We start from the raw sequence: 18,973 nt of genomic DNA on the forward strand, positions 1-18,973 counted from the left end.
CGTTCCGGTCCGCTGCCCTGCTGGTGATCAGGTTGTCAGATTCCTGAACCGGCGTACCGAGAGCGGGAAGAAGACGGCGGTGAGGACCACGGGCCACACCACGGCCATCAGCAGGGAGTGCTGGGCGATCCAGGAGTCCCCGCCGAAGCCGGGATTGCCGAAGAGCTCGCGCGTCGCGAGGACGGTCGAGGACAGCGGGTTCCACTCGGCGATCGTGCCGAGCCAGCCCGGCATCGTGGAGGGGGCCACGAAGGCGCTGGTGAGGAAGCCGATGGGGAACTCCAGGGTCTGCACCATGGTGATGCCCTCGGGTCCGCTCATCAGCAGCCCGAGGTAGACGCCCGCCCACACGAGCGCGAAGCGCAGGAGCAGCAGCAGGCCGACGGCCAGGGCGGTGTCGCCGAGGCTGCCGTGGGCCTGCCAGCCCATCAGGAGGCCGACGCCCATCAGGACGGCCAGCGCGAGCACCGAACTGATCATGTCGGTGACGGCGCGGCCGACGACCACCGCCGAGGGGGACATCGGCAGGGTGCGGAAGCGGGAGGTGATGCCGCGGTTCTTGTCGGCGGCGACGGCGGTGACCGTCTCGCCCATGCCGAAGACCATCGTCATCACGAACATGCCGGGGACGAGGAACTCCTTGTAGTCGCCGCCGCCGGGGACCTGCATCGCGCCACCGAAGAAGTAGCCGAACATCAGGACCATCAGGATGGGGAAGGTCAGCGCGCCGACCAGGGTGCCCGGTTCGCGCACCCAGTGGGTCATCCCGCGCAGGGTGACGGTCCAGCCGTCGGCGGCGGCCCAGCGCAGCCGGGAGAGCGGGCCGCGCGGGATGGCCGGCATCTGGGGGAGCTGGAGCGGGGTGGTGGCGCTCATGCTGCGACTGCCTTTCGGCCGGATTCGGCGTCGGCGGCCGCGTCGGCGGCCGGGGTGGCCGTGCGGCCGGTGAGGTGCAGGAACACCTCGTCCAGGGTGGGGCGGCGCAGGGCGATGTCCTCCGCCTCGATGCCCGCGTGGTCCAGGGCCCGCACGGTCTCGCCCAGGGCGCTGGTGCGCTCGGTGACGCGGACGCTGACCCGCCGGTTGTCGGGGTCCGTGACGATGTCCATGGCCGGACCCCCCGCGGCGATCCGGCCGAGCGCGCCGGCGGCGGCGGACAGGTCCTCGGCGCGGCGCACCACGACGTCGATGCGGTCGCCGCCGACCTGGCTCTTGAGCTGGTCGGGGGTTCCCCTGGCGATGACCTTGCCGCTGTCGATCACGGAGATGCCGTGGGCGAGCTGGTCGGCCTCCTCCAGGTACTGCGTGGTCAGCAGGACGGAGGTACCGCCGCCGACCAAGTCGCGCACGGCCTCCCAGACCTCGTTGCGGCTGCGCGGGTCGAGGCCGGTGGTGGGCTCGTCGAGGAAGAGGACCGGCGGGGCGAGCACCATGCTGGCCGCGAGGTCGAGGCGCCGGCGCATACCGCCGGAGAAGTTCTTGACCGGCTTGCTGCCGGTGTCGTGGAGCCGGAAGCGCTCCAGGAGCTCGTCGGCGCGGCGGCGGGCCCCGCGCGGCGAGAGGTGGTGCAGGCGGCCGAACATCACCAGGTTCTGGCGGCCGCTGAGGACCTCGTCGACGGCGGCGTACTGGCCGACCATGCCGATGGAGGAGCGGACCTCCGCCGCCTGGGAGACCACGTCGAACCCCGCCACCCGGGCGTGGCCCTCGTCGGGCCGGATGAGGGTGGAGAGGATTCCGACGGACGTGGTCTTGCCCGCCCCGTTGGGGCCGAGGAGTCCGTGCACGGTGCCCTGCTCGACGGTCAGGTCGAACCCGTCGAGCACGTACCGCTTTCCGTACCGTTTGCGCAGCCCTTCGGCGATCACTGCCGGCCTGGTCGAGTCCACGTCAGCTTCCTTCTGTGGTGCGTGCGGGAGTCGGACGGGCAGGTCCGCCCGGTAAGCGCTTCCCGGAGACCGCTTGATCCTGGCAGCCGCTCCCGCAGCGCTCCTCGAGCCGCGGTGGAGCGCCGGTCAGCGGGCGACGCGCTCCAGCATCGGGGTGTACAGGTTGGGGTCGCTGCTGCTCAGCGCGCGCAGGGCGGTGCGATGCTCCGCGAACTCCGGCTGAGCCAGCGCCCGGCGGAAGGAGTCCTCGTCCTCCCAGTCCGCCACGTTGACGTACAGCTCCGGGTCGTTGATGTGGTGCAGCAGCCGGTGGCGCAGGAAGCCGGGCTGGGCGGCGAAGAACGCGGAGGTCCGGTCGAAGGCCTCCTCGAACTCCTGGCAGGAGCCGGTGACCTGGAAGCGGTTGACGAAGGCGATCACGCTGTCTCTCCCTGTCCTCAGGCGGGGCTGACGCCCAGCTCGTGGCCGAAGACGCCGCGCGGGTCCCAGGCCGCCTTGACCCGCTGCAGGCGCGGGTAGTTGTCCTTGTAGTAGAGGCGGTGCCACGGCACGCCCGAGGTGTTCCAGGCCGGGTCGGCCATGTCGACGTCGGGGTAGTTGATGTAGCAGCCGTCGGCGCCGCGGCCGGGCACCGGGACCCCGCCGGTGGTCGCGAACACGTCCCGGTAGGCGCGGCGCAGCCAGTCGATGTTCTCGGCGTCGCCGGCCGCGTCCTGCCAGGTGTTCATGAAGATCACGTTGAGGACGGCGTCGCGGTGCGCGGTGGCGGTGGCCGCCGCGTGCGGGGTGTTGACCCGGCCGCCGTAGGACTGGAGCGAGACGGACGCCGACTCGTAGCTGTGGTCGGTGTTGTTGAGGTGGGCGTACAGCGCGTCGGTCTGCGCGTCGGTCCAGGCCCGCCGCAGGTACGCCGACTTGATCTTCTGCCGGCCCTTGTCCATGTCCTGGGACTCGCCCAGCGCCACGGTGGCGTTCAGCCACGAGTCGCGGGTGATGCCCATGTCGTACGGGGTGACGGGGACGCCCTCGGTGAGCGCGGCGGTGTAGTCGGCGAGCAGCTTCTCGGCGTCGGGGCGGGTGCCGTCCATGTGGGCGAAGCTGATGGCGCTCTGGCCGGGGTCGTTCTCCTTCAGCCTGCCGGGCAGCACCAGGCCGCCGTAGAGGCCCGCGTACGGGGAGTCGGCGCAGCTGTTGCGCTCGTGCCACTGGCCGTGGTTGCGCACGAGGCGGCGGAAGGCCGCCTTGTCCATGCCCTCGCGGGGGAAGAGGACGGCGCTGCTGAGGACGGTGGCGGGCGGGCGGGGCAGCAGCCGGGCCGGGTCGGTGCCGGTGGCCCCGGGCGTGCGGAACCAGTAGCGGGTGACGACGCCGAAGTTGCCGCCGCCGCCTCCGGTGTGCGCCCACCACAGCTCGCGGTGCGGGTCGTTCGGCTCGCGGGTGGCGACGACCGCACGGGCGCGGCCGGCCCGGTCGGCGACGACGACCTCGACGGCGTACAGGTGGTCGGCGGCGAGGCCGAAGCGGCGCGAGAGGGCGCCGTACCCGCCGCCGGTGATGTGGCCGCCCAGGCCCACGGTGGCGCTGGCGCCGCCGGGCAGGGTGACGCCCCAGCCGTAGTACAGCGTCTTGTAGACGTCCATCAGGCGCGCACCGGCCTCGACCATGAAGGCGCGCTTGGCCTCGTCGTAGCGGACCGCGTTCATCTGGCCGAGGTCGACGACCAGGCGGACGGCGTTCTCGCCGACGAAGTTCTCGTAGCAGTGGCCGCCGCTGCGCACGGCGACGCGGCGGCCGGACCGCGCGGCCTCGCCGACGGCCTGGACGACCTGCTCGGTGGTGGTCGCGAGGCGGAAGGCGGCGGGCCGGGCGGTGAAGCGCTTGTTGCTGCCGCGGGTGGCCAGGTCCTCGTAGCGGGGGTCGGCGGGGGTGATGTCCGCGGCGGGGTCCGCACCGCCGCCGGCGGTGGCGCCGGCCGTGCCCGCGGACCGCTGCGGGGCGGCCTGGGCGGGCGTCACGCCCGCCGCGGCGAGCCCGGCGGCGGCGCCGGCCGTGATCGTACCGGCGACAAAGCGCCGACGGCTTGGAGCGGTCATGAGGCTTCCTTTTCGGTGCGGACCCGGGCGGACGGGGCGCGGGGCAGGGCGCGCGGGAGGGCGCGGGGCGGGGGCGCGGGGGTCGGGCGGAGCGGCCGGGCCGCGGGCTCAGGCGGTGACGCGGGCGGAGAGCACCCGGTTGACGAGCTCGAGGTACTTGCGGGGGGTCTCGGCCTCGTCGATGGCCTCCTCGTCGAGCGTGATCTCGTACTCGCGCTCGATGCGCCCGGTGGTCTGCAGCAGCGCCAGCGAGTCGTAGCCGAGGTCGAGGAAGAGGGTGTCGAGGACGTCGTCGCCGTCCAGGTCCACGCCCTCGTCCTCACCGGCGCACTCGCGCAGCAGTCGGGTCAGGTCGGTCAGCTCCAGGTGCCGCATGGGGATCTCCTCTTGGCGGTTCGGGTTCGGGACGGGCAGGTGCGGATGCGGATGCGGGTGCGGCGGGCGGCCTCAGGCGGCGCGGACCACGGCGGCGGCGTTGAAGCCGCCCCGGCCGCGGGCCAGCACGAGGGCGGTGCGCAGGGCGGTACCGGTCCGAGGGGCGCCGGTGACCAGGTCGAGCGGGCAGTCGTCGGCGGGGCGTGCGGTGCCGGTGGTCGGCGGGATCACCTGGTCGCGCAGGGCGAACAGGGCGGCGGCGAGGTCGAGGGAGGCCCCGCCGGACAGGAGCCGTCCGGTCATCGACTTGGGGGCGGTGACCGGGACCCCGCGCGGGCCGAACAGGGCGGTGATCGCCTCGGCCTCGGCGCGGTCCGCGGCGCGTTCGCCCGCGGCGTCGGCGAAGACCACGTCCACGTCGGCGGCGGCCAGGCCCGCGTCGGCGAGCGCCAGGCGGGCCGCGTCGGCGAGCCGGGGCGTGTCCGGGCCGTCGAAGGTGGCCGCGTATCCGGCGAAGGAGCCGTACGTACGGGCGCCGCGGGCGCGGGCGCTCTCGGCGTCCTCCAGGACGAGCAGGGCGCCGCCCTCGCCGACGACGTGGCCGGTGGCCTCGGCGTCGAAGGGCAGGTAGGCGCGGGCCGGGTCCGGGACGTGGCTCATCCGGCCCTCGGCCAGGTGCGCGGCCCAGCCCCACGGGCAGAGCGAGGCGTCGACGGCGCCGGTCACCATCAGGGTGGCGCCCTTGCGCAGCTGTCGCCGGGCCTGGGCGACGGCGTCCAGGCCGCCGGCGCCCTCGGTGACGATGACGCCGCTGGGGCCGCGCAGCCCGTGCCGGATGGAGATCTGGCCGGAGTTGACGGCGTAGAACCAGGCGAAGGACTGGTACGCGCTGACGTGCTGGCCGCCCTTGCTCCACAGGGCCTCCAGCTCGCGCTGGCCGAACTCGTAGCCGCCCGCGGAGGAGGCGGTGACCACGCCCGCGCCGTACTCCGGCAGCTGGGCGGGGTCGGCGCCCGCGTCGTCGAGGGCCTCCTTGGCGGCGGCGAGCGAGAGCCGGGTGACGCGGTCGGTCTGCGGCAGCAGCCGGCTGGGGACGTGGTCCGCGTCGACGAAGCCCGGGATCTCCCCGGCCAGGCGTACGGGATAGCGGCTCGCGTCGAACCGGGTCAGCGGCCGGATGCCGCTCTCGCCCCGCAGGACGGCCTGCCACCAGGCCTCCGAGCCCAGCCCGTTGGGGGCGGTGACGCCGACGCCCGTGAAGACGGCGGTGGCGGCCCCCGCCGGGGCGCCGGACGGGTCGGTCGTGGGCGCGGTCATGCTGCTTCCTTCAGGCTCGGGCGGTTGAGGACCATGGCGCTCTGGAATCCGCCGAAGCCGCTGCCGACGCTGACGACCGCGTCGGTGCGCTGCTCGCGGGCGGTGAGCGGGGTGTAGTCCAGGTCGCAGTCCGGGTCCGCCTCGTGCAGGTTGGCGGTGGGCGGCACGGTGTTGTGCGCGATGGCCAGGGCGCTGGCGGCCACCTCCAGGGCGCCGATGGCGCCGAGCGAGTGCCCGATCATCGACTTGATGGAGCTGACGGGCACCTCGTAGGCCCGCTGCCCGAGGCTGCGCTTGAAGGCCGCGGTCTCGTGCTTGTCGTTCTGCTTTGTGCCCGAGCCGTGGGCGTTGACGTAGTCGATGGCGGAGGCGTCCAGCCGGGCCTCGGCGAGGGCGGCGGTGATGGCCGCGGCCATCTCCGCGCCGTCGGAGCGCAGCCCCGTCATGTGGTAGGCGTTGCTGCGGCTGGCGAAGCCGGAGATCTCTGCGTAGATCCGGGCGCCGCGGCGGCGGGCGCGCTCCAGCTCCTCGACGACCAGGACGGCGGAGCCCTCGCCGAGGACGAAGCCGTTGCGGGTGCGGTCGAAGGGCCGCGAGGCGGTCGCCGGGTCGTCGTTGCGGGTCGAGGTGGCGCGGATCGCGTCGAAGCAGGCCACGGTGATCGGCGAGATCGGCGCCTCGGTGGCGCCGGTGACCATCACGTCGGCGGAGCCCTCGCGGATCAGCTCGACGGCGTGGCCGATGGAGTCGAGTCCGGAGGTGCAGCCGGTGGAGACGAGCGACACGGGCCCCTGCGCGCCGCTGTCGCGGGCCACTTCGGCGGCCAGGGAGCTCGGGGTGAAGTAGTCGTAGAGGTGCGACACGGCCCGCGCGTGGTCCACGTTCCACAGCTTGCCCAGCTCGCTGACGGCCGCGTACTCGTGGTCGAGGCCGGTGGTGCAGCCGACGGCGCTGCCCAGGCTGACACCGGTACGCAGCGGGTCCAGCCCGTCGGCGACGCCGCTGTCGGCGATCGCCTCGCGGGCGCTGGTCAGCGCGAACAGGGCGGCGCGGTCGAGGCGGGCGGCCTCCTCCGCGTCGAACCCGTGTGCGGCGGGGTGGAAGTCGGCCTCGGCGGCGATCCTGGAGCGGAAGGAGGACGCGTCGAACAGCGTGATGGCCCGGGTCGCCGTACGGCCGGCGGTGAGCAGCTCCCAGAACTCCTTGGTGCCCACTCCTCCCGGGGCGACGACCCCTATACCGGTGATGACTACCCGTCTCATCGACTGTCCCTCACTGTTTTCCTCCAGGCCGGGGCCGGGCGGGCTCGCACCGCATGACGGCTTCAGTACTGCGAGCCTCGCCGCTCGGTCTGGAGCACGGCTAGAAGATCCGTGCAAGGCGACAATCAGCCACCCCAGCGCACCAGGGCGGTGCCCATGCTCATGCCGCCGCCGAATCCGGCGAGCAGCACGAGGTCCCCGTCTGCCGGTCCGCCGCCGCCGCGCACGGCGTGGTCCAGCGCCAGCGGGATGGAGGCGGCGCCGGTGTTGCCGTGGAAGTCCACCGGCAGGTGGACGGCGGCCCGGGTCAGGCCGAGCGGCTCCAGCAGGGAGCGCAGCATCTCGCCGTTGGCCTGGTGCGGGACGAAGTGGTCCACGTCGCCGGGCGCGAAGCCGAAGGTGCGCAGGATCTCCTCGACCGCGCCGGGCAGTTCCCGTACGACGAAGTCCCGCACGTCGCGCCCCCGCATCGCGAAGTAGTGCTCGCCGCGGGCCACCGTCTTCAGGGCGGCCGGTGTGCGGCTGCCGCCGGCGCCGACGCCGATCAGCCCGTGCAGGCTGCCGTCGGTGCGCAGGCCGGTGCCGATCAGGCCGTGGCCCTCGCGGACCGGGCCGAGGACGACGGCGCCGGCGCCGTCGCCGAACAGGGGGGCGGTCCTGCGGTCGGCCGGGTCGACGATCCGCGAGTAGACGCCGGTTCCGACGACCAGTGCGGGGCGGCGCCGGCCGTCCGCCTCGGGGGCGGCCAGCAGCCGGGCGCCGGTGTGCAGGGCCGCCGCGAAGCCGCTGCACACGGCGTTGACGTCGAAGGCGGCCGCGTGGCGGGCGCCGAGCAGGTGCTGCACGAGGGCGGCGGTGGCCGGCTGGGTGTGGTCGGGGGTGGAGGTGGCGACCACGATCCAGGCGAGGTCCTCCGGGTCGGTGCCGGAGGCCTCCAGGGCCCGCCGCGCCGCTTCGGCGGCCAGGTCGGAGGCGGCCTGGTGCGGGGCCGCGTACCGCCGCTGCCTGACGCCCGTCTTGCGCTCGATCCACGCGGGGGTCACACCGACGCGGGCGGCGATCGTCTCGTTGGGCACGATCCGCTCGGGCAGGTACGAGCCGGTGCCGAGGATGCCGACGGACCCCAGTCCGGGCGAGTGGACGCTCACGCGGCAACCGCCACCGGCCGCGCCAGCGCGTCGGTGACGGCGGCCGCGACCTCCTCGAGGCGGTCGCCGAGGAAGAAGTGGCCGCCGGGCAGCACCCACAGCTCGAACGCGGCGCGGGTGTGGGCCCGCCACTGGTCCACCTTGCCGACCTCGGCCATGTGGTCGGCGTCGCCGGTGAGGGCGGTGATCGCGGTGCGCAGCGGCGCGGCGGGCCGGAAGCGGTACTCGCGCACCGCCCGGTAGTCGGCGCGCAGCGCGGGCAGCAGCATGCTCCGCACCTCCGGGTCGTCGAGCAGGCCGCCGTCCGTCGCGTTCAGGGCGCGCAGTTCCCGGACGACTTCCTCGTCGGTGCGGGGGAACCAGGACGTGTAGTCGTCCTGGCAGGGGGCGGGGCGGCCGGAGACGAACAGGTGGGCCGGGCCCCGCCCGGCGGCCTCCGTCCGGCGGGCCACCTCGAAGGACAGCATCGCCCCCATGCTGTGCCCGAACAGCGCGTACGGGCGGCCGTCGTCGGACGCCAGCAGCTGCGCGGTGATCCGGTCGGCGAGCCGCTCCAGCGAGGTCTCGCCCGGTTCGCAGCGGCGGTCCTGGCGGCCCGGGTACTGCACCCCGTACACGTCCACGGCGGGCGAGAGCATGGCGGCCAGGGGGTGGAAGTAGCTCGCGGACCCGCCGGCGTGCGGCAGCGCGAACAGCCGGACGGGCGCCTGCGGGGCGGGCCGGTAGTTCCTGAACCAGGGACTTCCGTCGGTCGTGCGCGTCATCGGATCTCCTCATTCCCGGACAGAGCTCGAAACCCAGCGTGCGGGCGCGGCCACCGGATCCGGATCCCCTGGGACCCCCCTGGCCCGGCCCCCGCCCCGGCCCAGGGGCACGTCTGGGGTGCCGGGAAGGGGGCGGCCGTTCCTACGTTTGGCTGAGGCGCTCCTCGACTTCAAGGGACATCACGTGGACGAGATCATCAGTGCTCTGCTCTCCGAGGACGCGGCCCCGGGTGACTTCCAGCACCTCCGGCTGCCGGAGAGCTACCGCGGCAATGTGGTCCGCAAGGAAGACACCGGCATGTTCGAAGGCATGGCGACGGCGGACAAGGACCCCCGCAAGTCCCTGCACCTGCAGGACGTGCCGACGCCCGAACCGGGCCCCGGCGAGGCGCTGATCGCCGTCATGGCGAGCGCCGTCAACTACAACACCGTCTGGTCCTCGATCTTCGAGCCGCTGCCCACCTTCGGGTTCCTGGAGCGCTACGGCCGGCTCAGCGAACTGACCAGGCGCCACGACCTCCCGTACCACGTGCTGGGCTCCGACCTGTGCGGCGTGGTGCTGCGCACCGGCCCCGGCGTGAACCGCTGGCAGCCCGGCGACCGGGTGGTCGCCCACTGCCTGTCCGTGGAGCTGGAGTCCGCCGAGGGCCACAACGACACGATGCTCGACCCCGAGCAGCGGATCTGGGGCTTCGAGACCAATTTCGGCGGCCTGGCGGAGCTCGCGCTCGTCAAGTCCAACCAGCTGATGCCCAAGCCCGAGCACCTGACGTGGGAGGAGGCCGCCTCGCCGGGCCTGGTGAACTCCACCGCCTACCGCCAACTGGTCTCCCGCAACGGCGCCGGCATGAAGCAGGGCGACAACGTCCTGGTCTGGGGCGCCAGCGGCGGCCTCGGCTCCTACGCCACGCAGCTGGCCCTGGCCGGCGGCGCCAACCCGGTGTGCGTGGTGTCCAGTCCGCAGAAGGCGGAGATCTGCCGGCGGATGGGCGCGACCGCGATCATCGACCGCAGCGCCGAGGGCTACAAGTTCTGGAAGGACGAGGACACCCAGGACCCGAAGGAGTGGAAGCGCTTCGGCAAGCGCATCCGCGAGCTGACCGGCGGCGAGGACGTGGACATCGTCTTCGAGCACCCCGGCCGCGAGACCTTCGGCGCCTCCGTCTACGTCACCCGCAAGGGCGGCACGATCGTCACCTGCGCCTCGACCTCCGGCTACCGGCACGAGTACGACAACCGCTACCTGTGGATGTCCCTCAAGCGGATCGTCGGCTCGCACTTCGCGAACTACCGCGAGGCGTGGGAGGCCAACCGCCTCATCGCCAAGGGCAAGATCCACCCCACCCTCTCCAAGGTCCACCCCCTGGAGGACACCGGCCAGGCCGCGTACGAGGTCCACCAGAACCTGCACCACGGCAAGGTCGGCGTCCTGGCACTGGCCCCGCGCGAGGGCCTGGGCGTACGGAACCACCAGCTGCGCGCCACGCACCTCGAGGCCATCAACCGGTTCCGCGGCGACGACGACTCCGAGGAGGCCGGCCGATGACCGCGCGGCGCACCCCGGTCACCGGGATCGTCGGACTGGGCACGCTCGGCGAGGCCCTGCTGCGCCTGGCCCTCGAGGCCGGGCACGAGGTCATCGCGGTCGACTCCGCCCTGGACGCGCTGGACCGCACCGCCCGGCGGCTCAAGGCCGCCGACGCCGCGCGTACGGGCGAGCGCGCCGAGGACCGGCCCGCGCTCACCCTGACCACGGACCCGGCGGCCCTCGCCCGGGCCGAGCTGGTCATCGAGGCCGTGCCCGAGGACGAGGCCGTCAAGAAGGCCGTGCTGCGCGACATCACCGCCCGGTGCGCGCCCGGCGTGCCCGTCCTGACCACCGCCACGACGCTGTCCGTGCCCCGGCTGGCCATCGCGGCGGGCAGTCCCGGATCGGTCGCGGGCCTGCGGTTCTTCACACCGCCCGCCGCCGGCGGCCCCGTCCTGCCCGTCCACTCCCCGCTGGCCTCGCCGGCCACCGCGGCGGCCCTCGACGCGCTGGTGGCGGAGCTCGGCCTGCGGCCCGCCTCCGTCACCGCGCCGGCGGCCGCGGACGCCGACGACCTGGTGCTGGCCTACCTCAACCGCGCGGCGATCCTGTGCGACGAGGGCTACGCGAGTGCCCGGGACATCGACACCGCGATGCGGCTGGGCTGCGGTCTTCCGCTGGGCCCGCTGGAGACGCTCGACCTCATGGGCATCGACTCGGTCCACGCGGCCCTGCTCGCCCGCTGGCGGCGCACCGGGGACTGCGCCTTCGAACCGTCGCCGCTGCTCAGCCGGATGGTCACGGCCGGCCGCCTGGGCCGCAAGAGCGGCGAGGGCTTCGCCGCCTACGACGAACTGGGCGCCGTGGTGACGCCGCCGGCCGGCGGCCCGGGCGCGGGCACGGCCCGGCCGGTCACCCGCGTCGGCGTGGTCGGCTCGGGCGCCATGGCCCGCGGCATCGCCGAGGTGATGGCGGTCGGCGGCCGGCACACGCTGCTGGTGGCGCGCGGCACGGAGCAGGCCGGGCGGGCCCTGGCGGCCATCGGCGATTCGCTGACCCGCCGGGTGCGCAGGGGCCGGATCAGTCCCGCGGAGCGGGAGGCGGCACTGGCCCGGCTGGAGACCTCCCACGACCTGGCGGCGCTCGGCGACCGCGATCTGGTCGTGGAGGCCGTCGTGGAGGACCTCGGCGCGAAGCGGGTGCTGTTCGCCCGCCTCGGGGAGGTCTGCGCCCCGGGCACGGTCCTGGCCACCACCACCTCGAGCCTGTCCGTCGCCGCCTGCGCCGAGGCGTCGGGCCGCCCGGCGGACGTGATCGGCCTGCACTTCTTCAACCCGGCTCCGGTGATGCGGCTGGTGGAGCTGGCGTACACGGCCCAGGCGCACGAGGACGCCCTCGCGACCGCCCGGGCGCTGTGCCGGGACCTGGGCAAGACGGCCGTGGACTGCCCGGACCGGACCGGGTTCATCGTCAACCGGCTGCTGTTCCCCTACCTCGGTGGCGCGCTGGACCTGCTGGAGCGGGCCGACACGGACATCGCGGCGACGGACGCGGCCGTCGAGCAGGGGTACGGCTACCCGATGGGGCCGTTCGCCCTGCTGGACACGATCGGGCTGGACGTCTCGCTCGCCATCCAGGAACGGCTCTACGAGAGCTTCGCGCTGCCGGAGCTGGTGCCCTCGCGGGCCCTGTCCGAACTGGTCGCGGCGGGCGCGCTGGGCCGCAAGAACCAGCGGGGCTTCCGCACCGGGGAACGCCGGGGCTGACGGTCCCGCTCAGGCGGGCCGGCCCTGGCCGACCGGCCCTGCCAGGCCGGCCAGGCCGGCGAGGTCGGTGCGGGAGCGGACGCGGAGCTTGCGGTAGACCTTGGTCAGGTGCTGCTCGACGGTGCTGGCGGTCACGAACAGCCGGGCGGCGATGACCTGGTTGGTGCAGCCCTGGGCGGCCAGCACCGCCACCCGCCGCTCCGCCCGGCTCAGCCGTGCGACGGGGTCCTGGTGCCGGGCCGCCGGGGTGCTCCAGTCGAGGGCCTCGCAGGGCTCGATGCCCCAGCGGGCCATCAGGTCCCGGCAGGCGTGCAGATCGCCGAGGGCGGCAACCGGCTGCTCGGCGGCCAGCCGGAACCGGCCGCGGGCGAGCAGGTAGTGGGGGGCGACCCGGCTGCGGAACATCGCCTCCGGAACGGGCACGCGCAGCAGCCGGGCCGCCTCCTCGTGCGCGCCGAGCCCGGTCGCGGCCAGCACGGCCGCGGCCAGCGGCATCCCGACGGCGATCCCCCAGGCTTCGGGCGCCAGCAGCTCCAACGCCCGCCGCGCCTCGACGGCCGCCTCCGCGTGCCGGCCCAGGCGGCCGTGCACCAGGGCGGCGGCCGCCGCGGCCACCGCCCGGCGGGCCGGGGCGTCCAGGGCTCCCGGGGTGGTCCGCGTCTCGCGCAGCAGGGCGTGCCAGTGCCCGGCCCGGTCGCTCTGCGCGACGTACAGCAGGGCGCACAGGGCCGCCGTCACCCCGGGCGCCGGGTGCTGGCGCGATACGAGGGCCGCCGCGGCCCGCTCCACGGCGGCCGTGCGGCCGGCCTCGGCGGCCTGTCCGGGCGACGCGGCGCGGCCGGCCGACCCGCCCGCGGGGCCGTTCACGCGGCTGTCCGGCGATCCGTTCACGGGGCTGTCCGGCGATCCGTTCACGGGCCCGTCCGCCGACCAGTCCGCCGGGCCGCCCGCGGGCCCGGCCGGCGCCGCGCCCAGTTCCGGGTAGACGTACGCCGCTTCGGCCCGCAGCAGCCGCCGGGCCCGCCCGCCCCCGGCGAGGTCCTCGCCGGCGCCGGCGTCTTGACCGTCGAGGCCGTCGAGCGCGCGGGCTGCGGCTTCCGGGCGGCCGTGCCACAGCAGCAGGCCGAGCGGCCCCGCGGCCCGCTCGGCCGCGAACCATCCCGCGTCCAGGGCCTGTTCGAGGGCCGGCAGGTGGCGGGTCACGGCGGCGGGGTCGCTCTCCCATGCGGCGCCGGCCAGCGCGTCGAGCAGCTCTGCCCGGCGTACCGGGTCGGGGCAGCGGCGGTACGCGGCGTCGAGGAAGCCCGCGGCCGCCTTGGGCCGGGCGGCCCGCAGCGCCTGCCCGGCCGCCTCGGCCAGGACGTCGACGGCCCAGGGCTCCGCGGCCGCCGGGCCCGGCCCGTCGGCGGCGACCAGGTGCCGGGCGACGGTCTCGGCCCCGGCGCCGTCGGCGCGCAGCAGCGCGACGGCCCCGCTGTGCAGCCGGGCGCTTTCGCCGGGCGGGAGTTCCTCCAGTACGGCGGCCCGCGCCGCCTCGTGGCGGAACCGTCCCGACTCCAGCAGCCCGGTGTCGGTGAGGACGTCCATCAGCGGCCCCACGGCCCGTTCGGGGACGCCGAGCAGCCGGGCGAGCGCGGTGAGGGTGGCGGAGGGGCCGAGGACGGCGAGCGCCCGGGCCGTGTCCAGGGTGCCGCCGGGGCGCAGGCAGCCGGTGACGGCCCGTTTGAAGGCGGCGGCGGCCACCGGGAGGTCGGAGCGCAGCGGTCCGCACTGCGGCCGGTCCTCGGCGAGGGCGTGCAGCAGCCGGGGGTTCCCGCCGGTGGCCCGGTGCCAGGCGGGGGCGAGCCGGCGGGCCTCGGCCGGGTCTGCGGCCCCCCCGTGCGCGGTGCGCAGGAACGCGGCGACGCCGTCCTCGTCGAGGGTGGTCAGGGCGAGGGCCAGGCACCGCGGGTGGCGGGCGAGTTCGGCGACGGGGAGGGCGGCGGCCGGCGGATGCGGCGGCTGGTGGACCGAGCCCGTGCCGAGCAGCATGACGCGCGCGGCTCCGATCCGGCCGCACAGGTACAGCAGGCAGCGCGCGGAGAGTTCGTCGGTGTACTCGATGTCGTCGACGGCGACGACGACGGGGGCGGCGGCGGCCAGTTCCCTCAGGACGTCCCGTACCACCGGCAGAGCGGCGGCCGGTTCGGGGTCGGGGTCGGGCCCGGTGAATCCGGGTACGGCGCTCAGCAGCTGCCCGGCGACGCCGAGCGGGATGCCCTGTTCCGCCGGGGAGGCGGAGGCGTGCAGGACCAGCGCTCCGGCGTCCGCCGCCTCGGCGGTGAAGGCCCGCAGGAGCGCGGTCTTGCCGGTGCCGGGGCTGCCGGTGACCAGGGCGGCCCGGCCCTCGCCGCGCCGGGTCGCCTCGAGCAGCTCCCGGAGCCTGCCGAGCTCCCGGTCCCGCCGCACCAGTTCATGCGGCCTTGGTGTCATCGGCTCTCCCCCCGTGCGCGGTGCCGCTCCCGGCAGTGTGCCGGGGTGTGGGGAAGGGGCGCTGGTGGACGGCCGGAGGCACGCTCGAGCCCCGGCCGCGGAGCCGCGGCCGGGGCCGGGAGCGCGGCGGGCGCCGGGACCGGGCGGGAGGTGGCGGGTCAGCGGTGGGGACGCTTCTTCAGGGCGCGGGCCCGGGTGCGGATGCGCTGCTTGTCCTCGGAGCGGGCGCGGGCGTCCTGGCGCAGCTCCAGCATGCGCTGTTCGCGCCGTAGCTTCTCCCAGTTGCCGAGCCGGTCCGCGTCGAGGGAGCCGGTGACGACCGCGGTCCGGACGGCGCAGCCCGGCTCGTCCTGGTGGCGGCAGTCGCGGAACTGGCAGGCCCCGGTGAGGGATTCCACGTCCGCGAAGGCCTTGTCGATGCCCTCCTCGGCGTCCCACACGGCCAGCGCCCGCATGCCCGGGGTGTCGATGAGCAGGCCGCCGCCGGGCAGCGGGACCAGCTCGCGGTGCGTGGTGGTGTGCCGGCCCTTGAAGTCCGAGCGGACCTCCTGGGTGGACAGCACCTCCTCGCCGCGCAGCCGGTTGGTCAGCGTGGACTTGCCCACGCCGGACAGGCCCACGAGGGCGACGGTGCGGCCGGGTTCGACGTACCGGTCCAGGGCGTCGAGGCCCTCGCCGGTCCGGGAGGACACGGTGTGGACCGGGGAGCCGAGCGCGATGCGCTCCACCTCCTCGGCCGCGCCGGCCGGATCGGGGTGCAGGTCGGCCTTGCTCAGCACCACGACGGGCTGGGCACCGCTCTGCCAGGCGACGGCCAGGTAGCGCTCGATGCGGCGCAGCCGCTGCTCGCCGGTGAGGGCGGCGACCACGAAGACGGTGTCGACGTTGGTGGCGACGATCTGGGACTCGGTCCGGCGGTTCGCGGTGCCGCGGACGAAGGCCGAGCGGCGCGGCAGGACGTCGAGGATCAGGTGGGGGGCGGGGCCGCCCACCACGACCCAGTCGCCGGTGGCCAGCTGGGCCCCGCCCAGCGGCGGTTCGCCGTCCTTGAACAGGCGGGGGCCGAGCTGGGCGCGCAGTTCGCCGTCGGGCGTCAGGACGGTGGCGGCGCCGCGGTCGACCTGGCCGACGCGGCCGGGGAAGCGGACCTGGCCGGGCGCGGCGGCGCCGAGTGCGGCCAGGCGCCGGGGCCAGGCCTCAGGTCGCCCCGCCAGCCGAGCGGGGCGAGCGCGGCGGAGTCGGGTTCCGGCGCCATCAGCTGTTCTCCGCGGGCTCGGACTTGGCCTGGGCGGACGGGGCGGGCCTGCCCTCGCAGCCGCAGCCGCCGCGCTGGACGGTGAAGCGGCGGCGCGGCGCCGGGGCGGCCGCCGGGGCGCCGGCGGTGTCCTCGGCGGCGTCGGCGGCGTTGGGGGTGTTCTGCTCGGTCATGCGTCCTGCTTCCGGGTCGGTGCGGGGCCGCCGATGCGGCTGCGCACGAAGGCGATCTGTGCTGACATGGCGTCCGCGCCGACCTCGGCGCGGGCACTGGCGTGGCCGGTGGAGCGCAGCCGGAGGTCGACGTCCGCGCCGCGGGCGGCCAGCGCCCGTACGTACGACTCGATCTGGCCGACCGGACAGCGCGCGTCGCGGTCCCCGGCCAGGACCAGCAGGGGTGCGCGGACCGCGTCGGCGTACGTGTGCGGGGAGGCGGCGGCATAGCGCTCGGGCACCTGGTCGGGGGTGCCGCCGAACATGGCGCGGTCCACCCAGCGCAGGCTGTGCAACTGCTCGCGGTAGGCGGCCGGATAGTCGCCGACGGCTCCTTCGGCGAGCCCGCAGGCCCACAGCCCGGGCTGGGTGCCGAGGCCGAGGAGGGTCAGGTAGCCGCCCCAGGAGCTGCCCGCGAGCACGCAGCGGTCGGGGTCGGCCAGCCCGGACGCGACCAGGTGGGCGCGGGCGGCGGCCACGTCGGACAGCTCGGTGTGGCCGACGGCCTCCCGGTGGCCGAACTGCCAGGCGGTGCCGTTCTCGGCGGAGCCCCGGTAGTTGACGCGGGCCACCGCGTAGCCGGCGTCGTTCCAGGCGGCGGCGGGGCCGTTGTACTCGTCCCCGTCGGCGGTGTGCGGGCCGCCGTGCAGCAGGAAGACGGTCGGGTACGGGGCCTCGCCGGTGTCCGGCACGCTGAGGAAGACCGGGACCGTCAACTCCCCGTGCGGCACGGGCACTTCGGTGACGGGGGCGGCCGGGACGACCGGGCCGGGCACGGACAGCAGCTCCCGGCCCGCGAGGTCGCGCAGGACGGCCGGGGCGGTCGCCGAGGAGAAGGTGTACCAGCAGTCGCCGTCGGGCCGGGCCGCGGCGGTGTGCACGGTGCCGCGCGGGACGGGCAGCCGCTCCAGGTGCCCGTCGGCGAGCCGGTAGCGGTAGAGCTCGCTGCGCCCGTGGATGCGGTGGTGGAGCAGCAGCGCGGTGCCGTCGGGTACGAAGTGGGCGCGTACGTCGCCGGGCAGGCCGGTGTCGATCTCCCGTACTTCTGCGGTGACCGGGTCCCACAGCAGGGGGGCGGGGCGGCCGCCCCGGGTGTGCACGGCCAGCACGAGCCGGCCGCCGGGCAGGAAGGGCGAGCCGTAGGGCACGACGTGCAGCCCGCCGTGCGGCCAGTCGCTCAGCTCGCCCACCAGCGCTCCGTCCGGGCCGAGCACGCGCAGGGAGGGGCGCTGCGGATCGCCGTGCTCGGCGTGCAGCACCAGCACGTACGCCTCGTCGTCGCTGAGGCCTCCGAGGTAGAGCGGGGTGTCCGCGCCGTACAGGACCTCGGCCCGGTCGGCGCCGGCGCGCAGCAAGTGGATGTCCGTACGGCCGTCCGCCGCGGTGATCCCGGCGACGGCGAGGCCGGAGGCGCCGACGGCCAGGCCCTCGGGGGTGCCGGGCGGCACGCCGGGCAGGGCGGGGACGGCGGGGCCGCCGCGCAGCGGGGCCCGCATCCAGCTGCCGCGCTCGGTGCCGTCCTCGTCGTGGTACCACCACAGCCAGCGTCCGGCCGGATCGAGCAGCCCGAGTTCGACCCCGTGCGGGGCGTCCGTGAGCTGGCGGATCCCCCCGCCGGCCCGGTCCCAGAGGTAGAACTGCGCGGTGCCGGTGGCATTGCCCCGCAGCGCGCAGACCTCGGGCCGCAGCCTGCCCCAGAAAGGGAGCTCGACAGCGGGCGCGTTACACCGGTCAACCGGAATCGACTCCGGCTCGAGCGCAGCGGTATATACAGTCACCAGGCCATTATGCAGATGACCGACAGGCCTAGGAAGAGCGAATATCCAATTCGCACCACAGGGTGGCCGGGTAAATGCCCGCGATGCCGTCCCTGCGCTTTGTGCATTCCTTTTCCGTTTTTCGAACAGGAACCGAGAACCGAGCAAAGGGGCACATCGATGCAGCTCAACGACCTGCACTCGCTGAGTAGCACGCACGGATCGCACCGATCGAGAATACAGAACCTCTTCGGCGCACCGGAATCCATCGGAGAACCGGCCGACGGACGACTCAGGACGATTTTCCCATGGCACCCTTCCGAGTTTTTTCGCATTCGACGAGGCTGACGCAAGGAGACCTCCCATGCCCTTCGCAGTTCTTCCCGGCCCGCTGACCCGCACGGACATCGGGGAGGGAATCCGCAAGCAGGGCTGGATGTTCGCCCCGGGAACCGGCTTCGACACCGGTACCGGGGCGCAGGAGTTTCGGCAGCTGAAGCGGGCCTACGAGGACCTCGAGCCGGACGGGTACCTGGCCGACGGCGGGGCCTACCGCTTCCGCCGGCACGTCCGCTACACCCACCGGGCGGCCCCGCAGGGCGTGCTGCGCGCCCATCCGCCGGGCCCCTACCACCAGAGCGCCGAGGTGAACCCGTTCGCGGGCGGCTCGCCGCGCTGGTTCGCGCCCGTCACCGGCGCGGTCCGGGTCAACCCGTTCCTGCACCGGCTGCTGCTGCACGGCGTCGACGTGTTCTCCGAGCTGGCCGGCGCGGAGCCCGGCCGGACCCTGGACTGGGAGGTGGACGTGCACCTGGTGCGCATCCGGGCCGGCGCCGAGGAGGAGGGGCTGCCGTCCCCCGAGGGCGTGCACCGCGACGGCTTCGACTACATCTCCCTGCACCTGATCGGCCGCGCCGGGGTGACCGGCGGCCGCAGCATCGTCTGCGACCCGTCCGAACGCCCCCTGGCCCGCCCCCTGCTGGCCGCCCCGATGGACTCGCTGTACGCGGACGACCGCCGCGTCCTGCACGGCACCGAACCGGTCCGCCTGGACCCGGCGGCGGGCCGTGCGTACGGCTACCGCGACATGCTGCTCACCAGCTACCGCCGCATCGGCTGAGGCTCACCGGGGCCG

General features: G+C 75.0%; 16 protein-coding genes. 3 read left to right on the forward strand and 13 right to left on the reverse strand.

Annotated features, from left to right (window positions below; all coding sequences use genetic code 11):
- Nucleotides 1-27 precede the first annotated feature (27 nt).
- From BGK67_RS34080 to BGK67_RS34120, 9 genes are all read right to left on the reverse strand, one after another.
- On the reverse strand, nt 28-876 hold the full coding sequence (locus BGK67_RS34080; protein WP_208948864.1) for an ABC transporter permease: 849 nt from the start codon (nt 874-876) through the stop codon (nt 28-30).
- Nucleotides 873-1,889 (reverse strand): ATP-binding cassette domain-containing protein, encoded by a 1,017-nt coding sequence (locus BGK67_RS34085; protein WP_069924424.1) that lies wholly within the window; start codon nt 1,887-1,889, stop codon nt 873-875. Before BGK67_RS34085 ends, BGK67_RS34080 begins: the two co-directional genes overlap by 4 nt.
- Before the next feature lie 126 nt (nt 1,890-2,015).
- Complete coding sequence (locus BGK67_RS34090; protein WP_069924425.1) at nt 2,016-2,309, reverse strand: antibiotic biosynthesis monooxygenase family protein; 294 nt, start codon at nt 2,307-2,309, stop codon at nt 2,016-2,018.
- Between the two features lie 17 nt (nt 2,310-2,326).
- Nucleotides 2,327-3,982 carry an FAD-binding oxidoreductase gene (locus BGK67_RS34095; protein WP_069924426.1) on the reverse strand — a complete coding sequence of 552 codons (1,656 nt, stop codon included), beginning with the start codon at nt 3,980-3,982 and terminating at the stop codon, nt 2,327-2,329.
- Between the two features lie 108 nt (nt 3,983-4,090).
- Nucleotides 4,091-4,357 (reverse strand): acyl carrier protein, encoded by a 267-nt coding sequence (locus BGK67_RS34100; RefSeq protein WP_069924427.1) that lies wholly within the window; start codon nt 4,355-4,357, stop codon nt 4,091-4,093.
- 72 nt (nt 4,358-4,429) lie between these two features.
- A complete protein-coding gene (locus BGK67_RS34105; RefSeq protein WP_069924428.1) occupies nt 4,430-5,674 on the reverse strand; it encodes a ketosynthase chain-length factor in 1,245 nt (414 codons plus the stop codon).
- On the reverse strand, nt 5,671-6,936 hold the full coding sequence (locus BGK67_RS34110; RefSeq protein ID WP_069924429.1) for a beta-ketoacyl-[acyl-carrier-protein] synthase family protein: 1,266 nt from the start codon (nt 6,934-6,936) through the stop codon (nt 5,671-5,673). Before BGK67_RS34110 ends, BGK67_RS34105 begins: the two co-directional genes overlap by 4 nt.
- A gap of 125 nt (nt 6,937-7,061) precedes the next feature.
- On the reverse strand, nt 7,062-8,084 hold the full coding sequence (locus tag BGK67_RS34115) for a 3-oxoacyl-ACP synthase III family protein (RefSeq protein WP_244291551.1): 1,023 nt from the start codon (nt 8,082-8,084) through the stop codon (nt 7,062-7,064).
- A complete protein-coding gene (locus tag BGK67_RS34120) occupies nt 8,081-8,848 on the reverse strand; it encodes a thioesterase II family protein (protein WP_069924430.1) in 768 nt (255 codons plus the stop codon). The genes BGK67_RS34115 and BGK67_RS34120 overlap by 4 nt, the downstream gene beginning before the upstream one ends.
- Nucleotides 8,849-9,032: 184 nt before the next feature.
- Here BGK67_RS34120 and ccrA point away from each other — a divergent pair, with 184 nt between their 5' ends.
- Nucleotides 9,033-10,394, forward strand: coding sequence for a crotonyl-CoA carboxylase/reductase (gene ccrA / locus BGK67_RS34125; RefSeq protein WP_069924671.1), 1,362 nt, complete (start codon nt 9,033-9,035; stop codon nt 10,392-10,394).
- On the forward strand, nt 10,391-12,142 hold the full coding sequence (locus BGK67_RS34130) for a 3-hydroxyacyl-CoA dehydrogenase family protein (RefSeq protein WP_069924431.1): 1,752 nt from the start codon (nt 10,391-10,393) through the stop codon (nt 12,140-12,142). Before ccrA ends, BGK67_RS34130 begins: the two co-directional genes overlap by 4 nt.
- Before the next feature lie 9 nt (nt 12,143-12,151).
- Here BGK67_RS34130 and BGK67_RS34135 read toward each other — a convergent pair whose 3' ends face one another.
- From BGK67_RS34135 to BGK67_RS34145, 4 genes are all read right to left on the reverse strand, one after another.
- Entirely contained in the window at nt 12,152-14,614 is a 2,463-nt protein-coding gene (locus BGK67_RS34135; RefSeq protein ID WP_079154743.1) for an AAA family ATPase, read from the reverse strand.
- 158 nt (nt 14,615-14,772) lie between these two features.
- The gene (gene rsgA / locus BGK67_RS34140; RefSeq protein WP_167739669.1) at nt 14,773-15,606 is read right to left on the reverse strand and encodes a ribosome small subunit-dependent GTPase A; all 834 of its coding nucleotides are present in this window, start codon (nt 15,604-15,606) and stop codon (nt 14,773-14,775) included.
- Between the two features lie 262 nt (nt 15,607-15,868).
- The gene (locus BGK67_RS39280; RefSeq protein WP_167739670.1) at nt 15,869-16,042 is read right to left on the reverse strand and encodes a hypothetical protein; all 174 of its coding nucleotides are present in this window, start codon (nt 16,040-16,042) and stop codon (nt 15,869-15,871) included.
- Nucleotides 16,039-17,859, reverse strand: coding sequence for a S9 family peptidase (locus tag BGK67_RS34145; RefSeq protein ID WP_079154744.1), 1,821 nt, complete (start codon nt 17,857-17,859; stop codon nt 16,039-16,041). The genes BGK67_RS39280 and BGK67_RS34145 overlap by 4 nt, the downstream gene beginning before the upstream one ends.
- 343 nt (nt 17,860-18,202) lie before the next feature.
- Here BGK67_RS34145 and BGK67_RS34150 point away from each other — a divergent pair, with 343 nt between their 5' ends.
- Complete coding sequence (locus tag BGK67_RS34150) at nt 18,203-18,958, forward strand: 2OG-Fe dioxygenase family protein (RefSeq protein WP_069924434.1); 756 nt, start codon at nt 18,203-18,205, stop codon at nt 18,956-18,958.
- Nucleotides 18,959-18,973 lie beyond the last annotated feature (15 nt).

Origin of the sequence: Streptomyces subrutilus, assembly GCF_001746425.1 — a bacterium.
In the GTDB taxonomy this organism is placed as follows: Bacteria; Actinomycetota; Actinomycetes; order Streptomycetales; family Streptomycetaceae; genus Streptomyces; species Streptomyces subrutilus_A.

Coding starts and splice junctions, on each gene's coding strand:
- BGK67_RS34080 (WP_208948864.1), bottom strand. CDS start 876: ATGAGCGCCACCACCCCGCTCCAGCTCCCCCAGATGCCGGCCATCCCG.
- BGK67_RS34095 (WP_069924426.1), bottom strand. CDS start 3,982: ATGACCGCTCCAAGCCGTCGGCGCTTTGTCGCCGGTACGATCACGGCC.
- BGK67_RS34100 (WP_069924427.1), bottom strand. CDS start 4,357: ATGCGGCACCTGGAGCTGACCGACCTGACCCGACTGCTGCGCGAGTGC.
- BGK67_RS34105 (WP_069924428.1), bottom strand. CDS start 5,674: ATGACCGCGCCCACGACCGACCCGTCCGGCGCCCCGGCGGGGGCCGCC.
- BGK67_RS34110 (WP_069924429.1), bottom strand. CDS start 6,936: ATGAGACGGGTAGTCATCACCGGTATAGGGGTCGTCGCCCCGGGAGGA.
- BGK67_RS34120 (WP_069924430.1), bottom strand. CDS start 8,848: ATGACGCGCACGACCGACGGAAGTCCCTGGTTCAGGAACTACCGGCCC.
- BGK67_RS34130 (WP_069924431.1), top strand. CDS start 10,391: ATGACCGCGCGGCGCACCCCGGTCACCGGGATCGTCGGACTGGGCACG.
- BGK67_RS34135 (WP_079154743.1), bottom strand. CDS start 14,614: ATGACACCAAGGCCGCATGAACTGGTGCGGCGGGACCGGGAGCTCGGC.
- BGK67_RS39280 (WP_167739670.1), bottom strand. CDS start 16,042: ATGACCGAGCAGAACACCCCCAACGCCGCCGACGCCGCCGAGGACACC.
- BGK67_RS34150 (WP_069924434.1), top strand. CDS start 18,203: ATGCCCTTCGCAGTTCTTCCCGGCCCGCTGACCCGCACGGACATCGGG.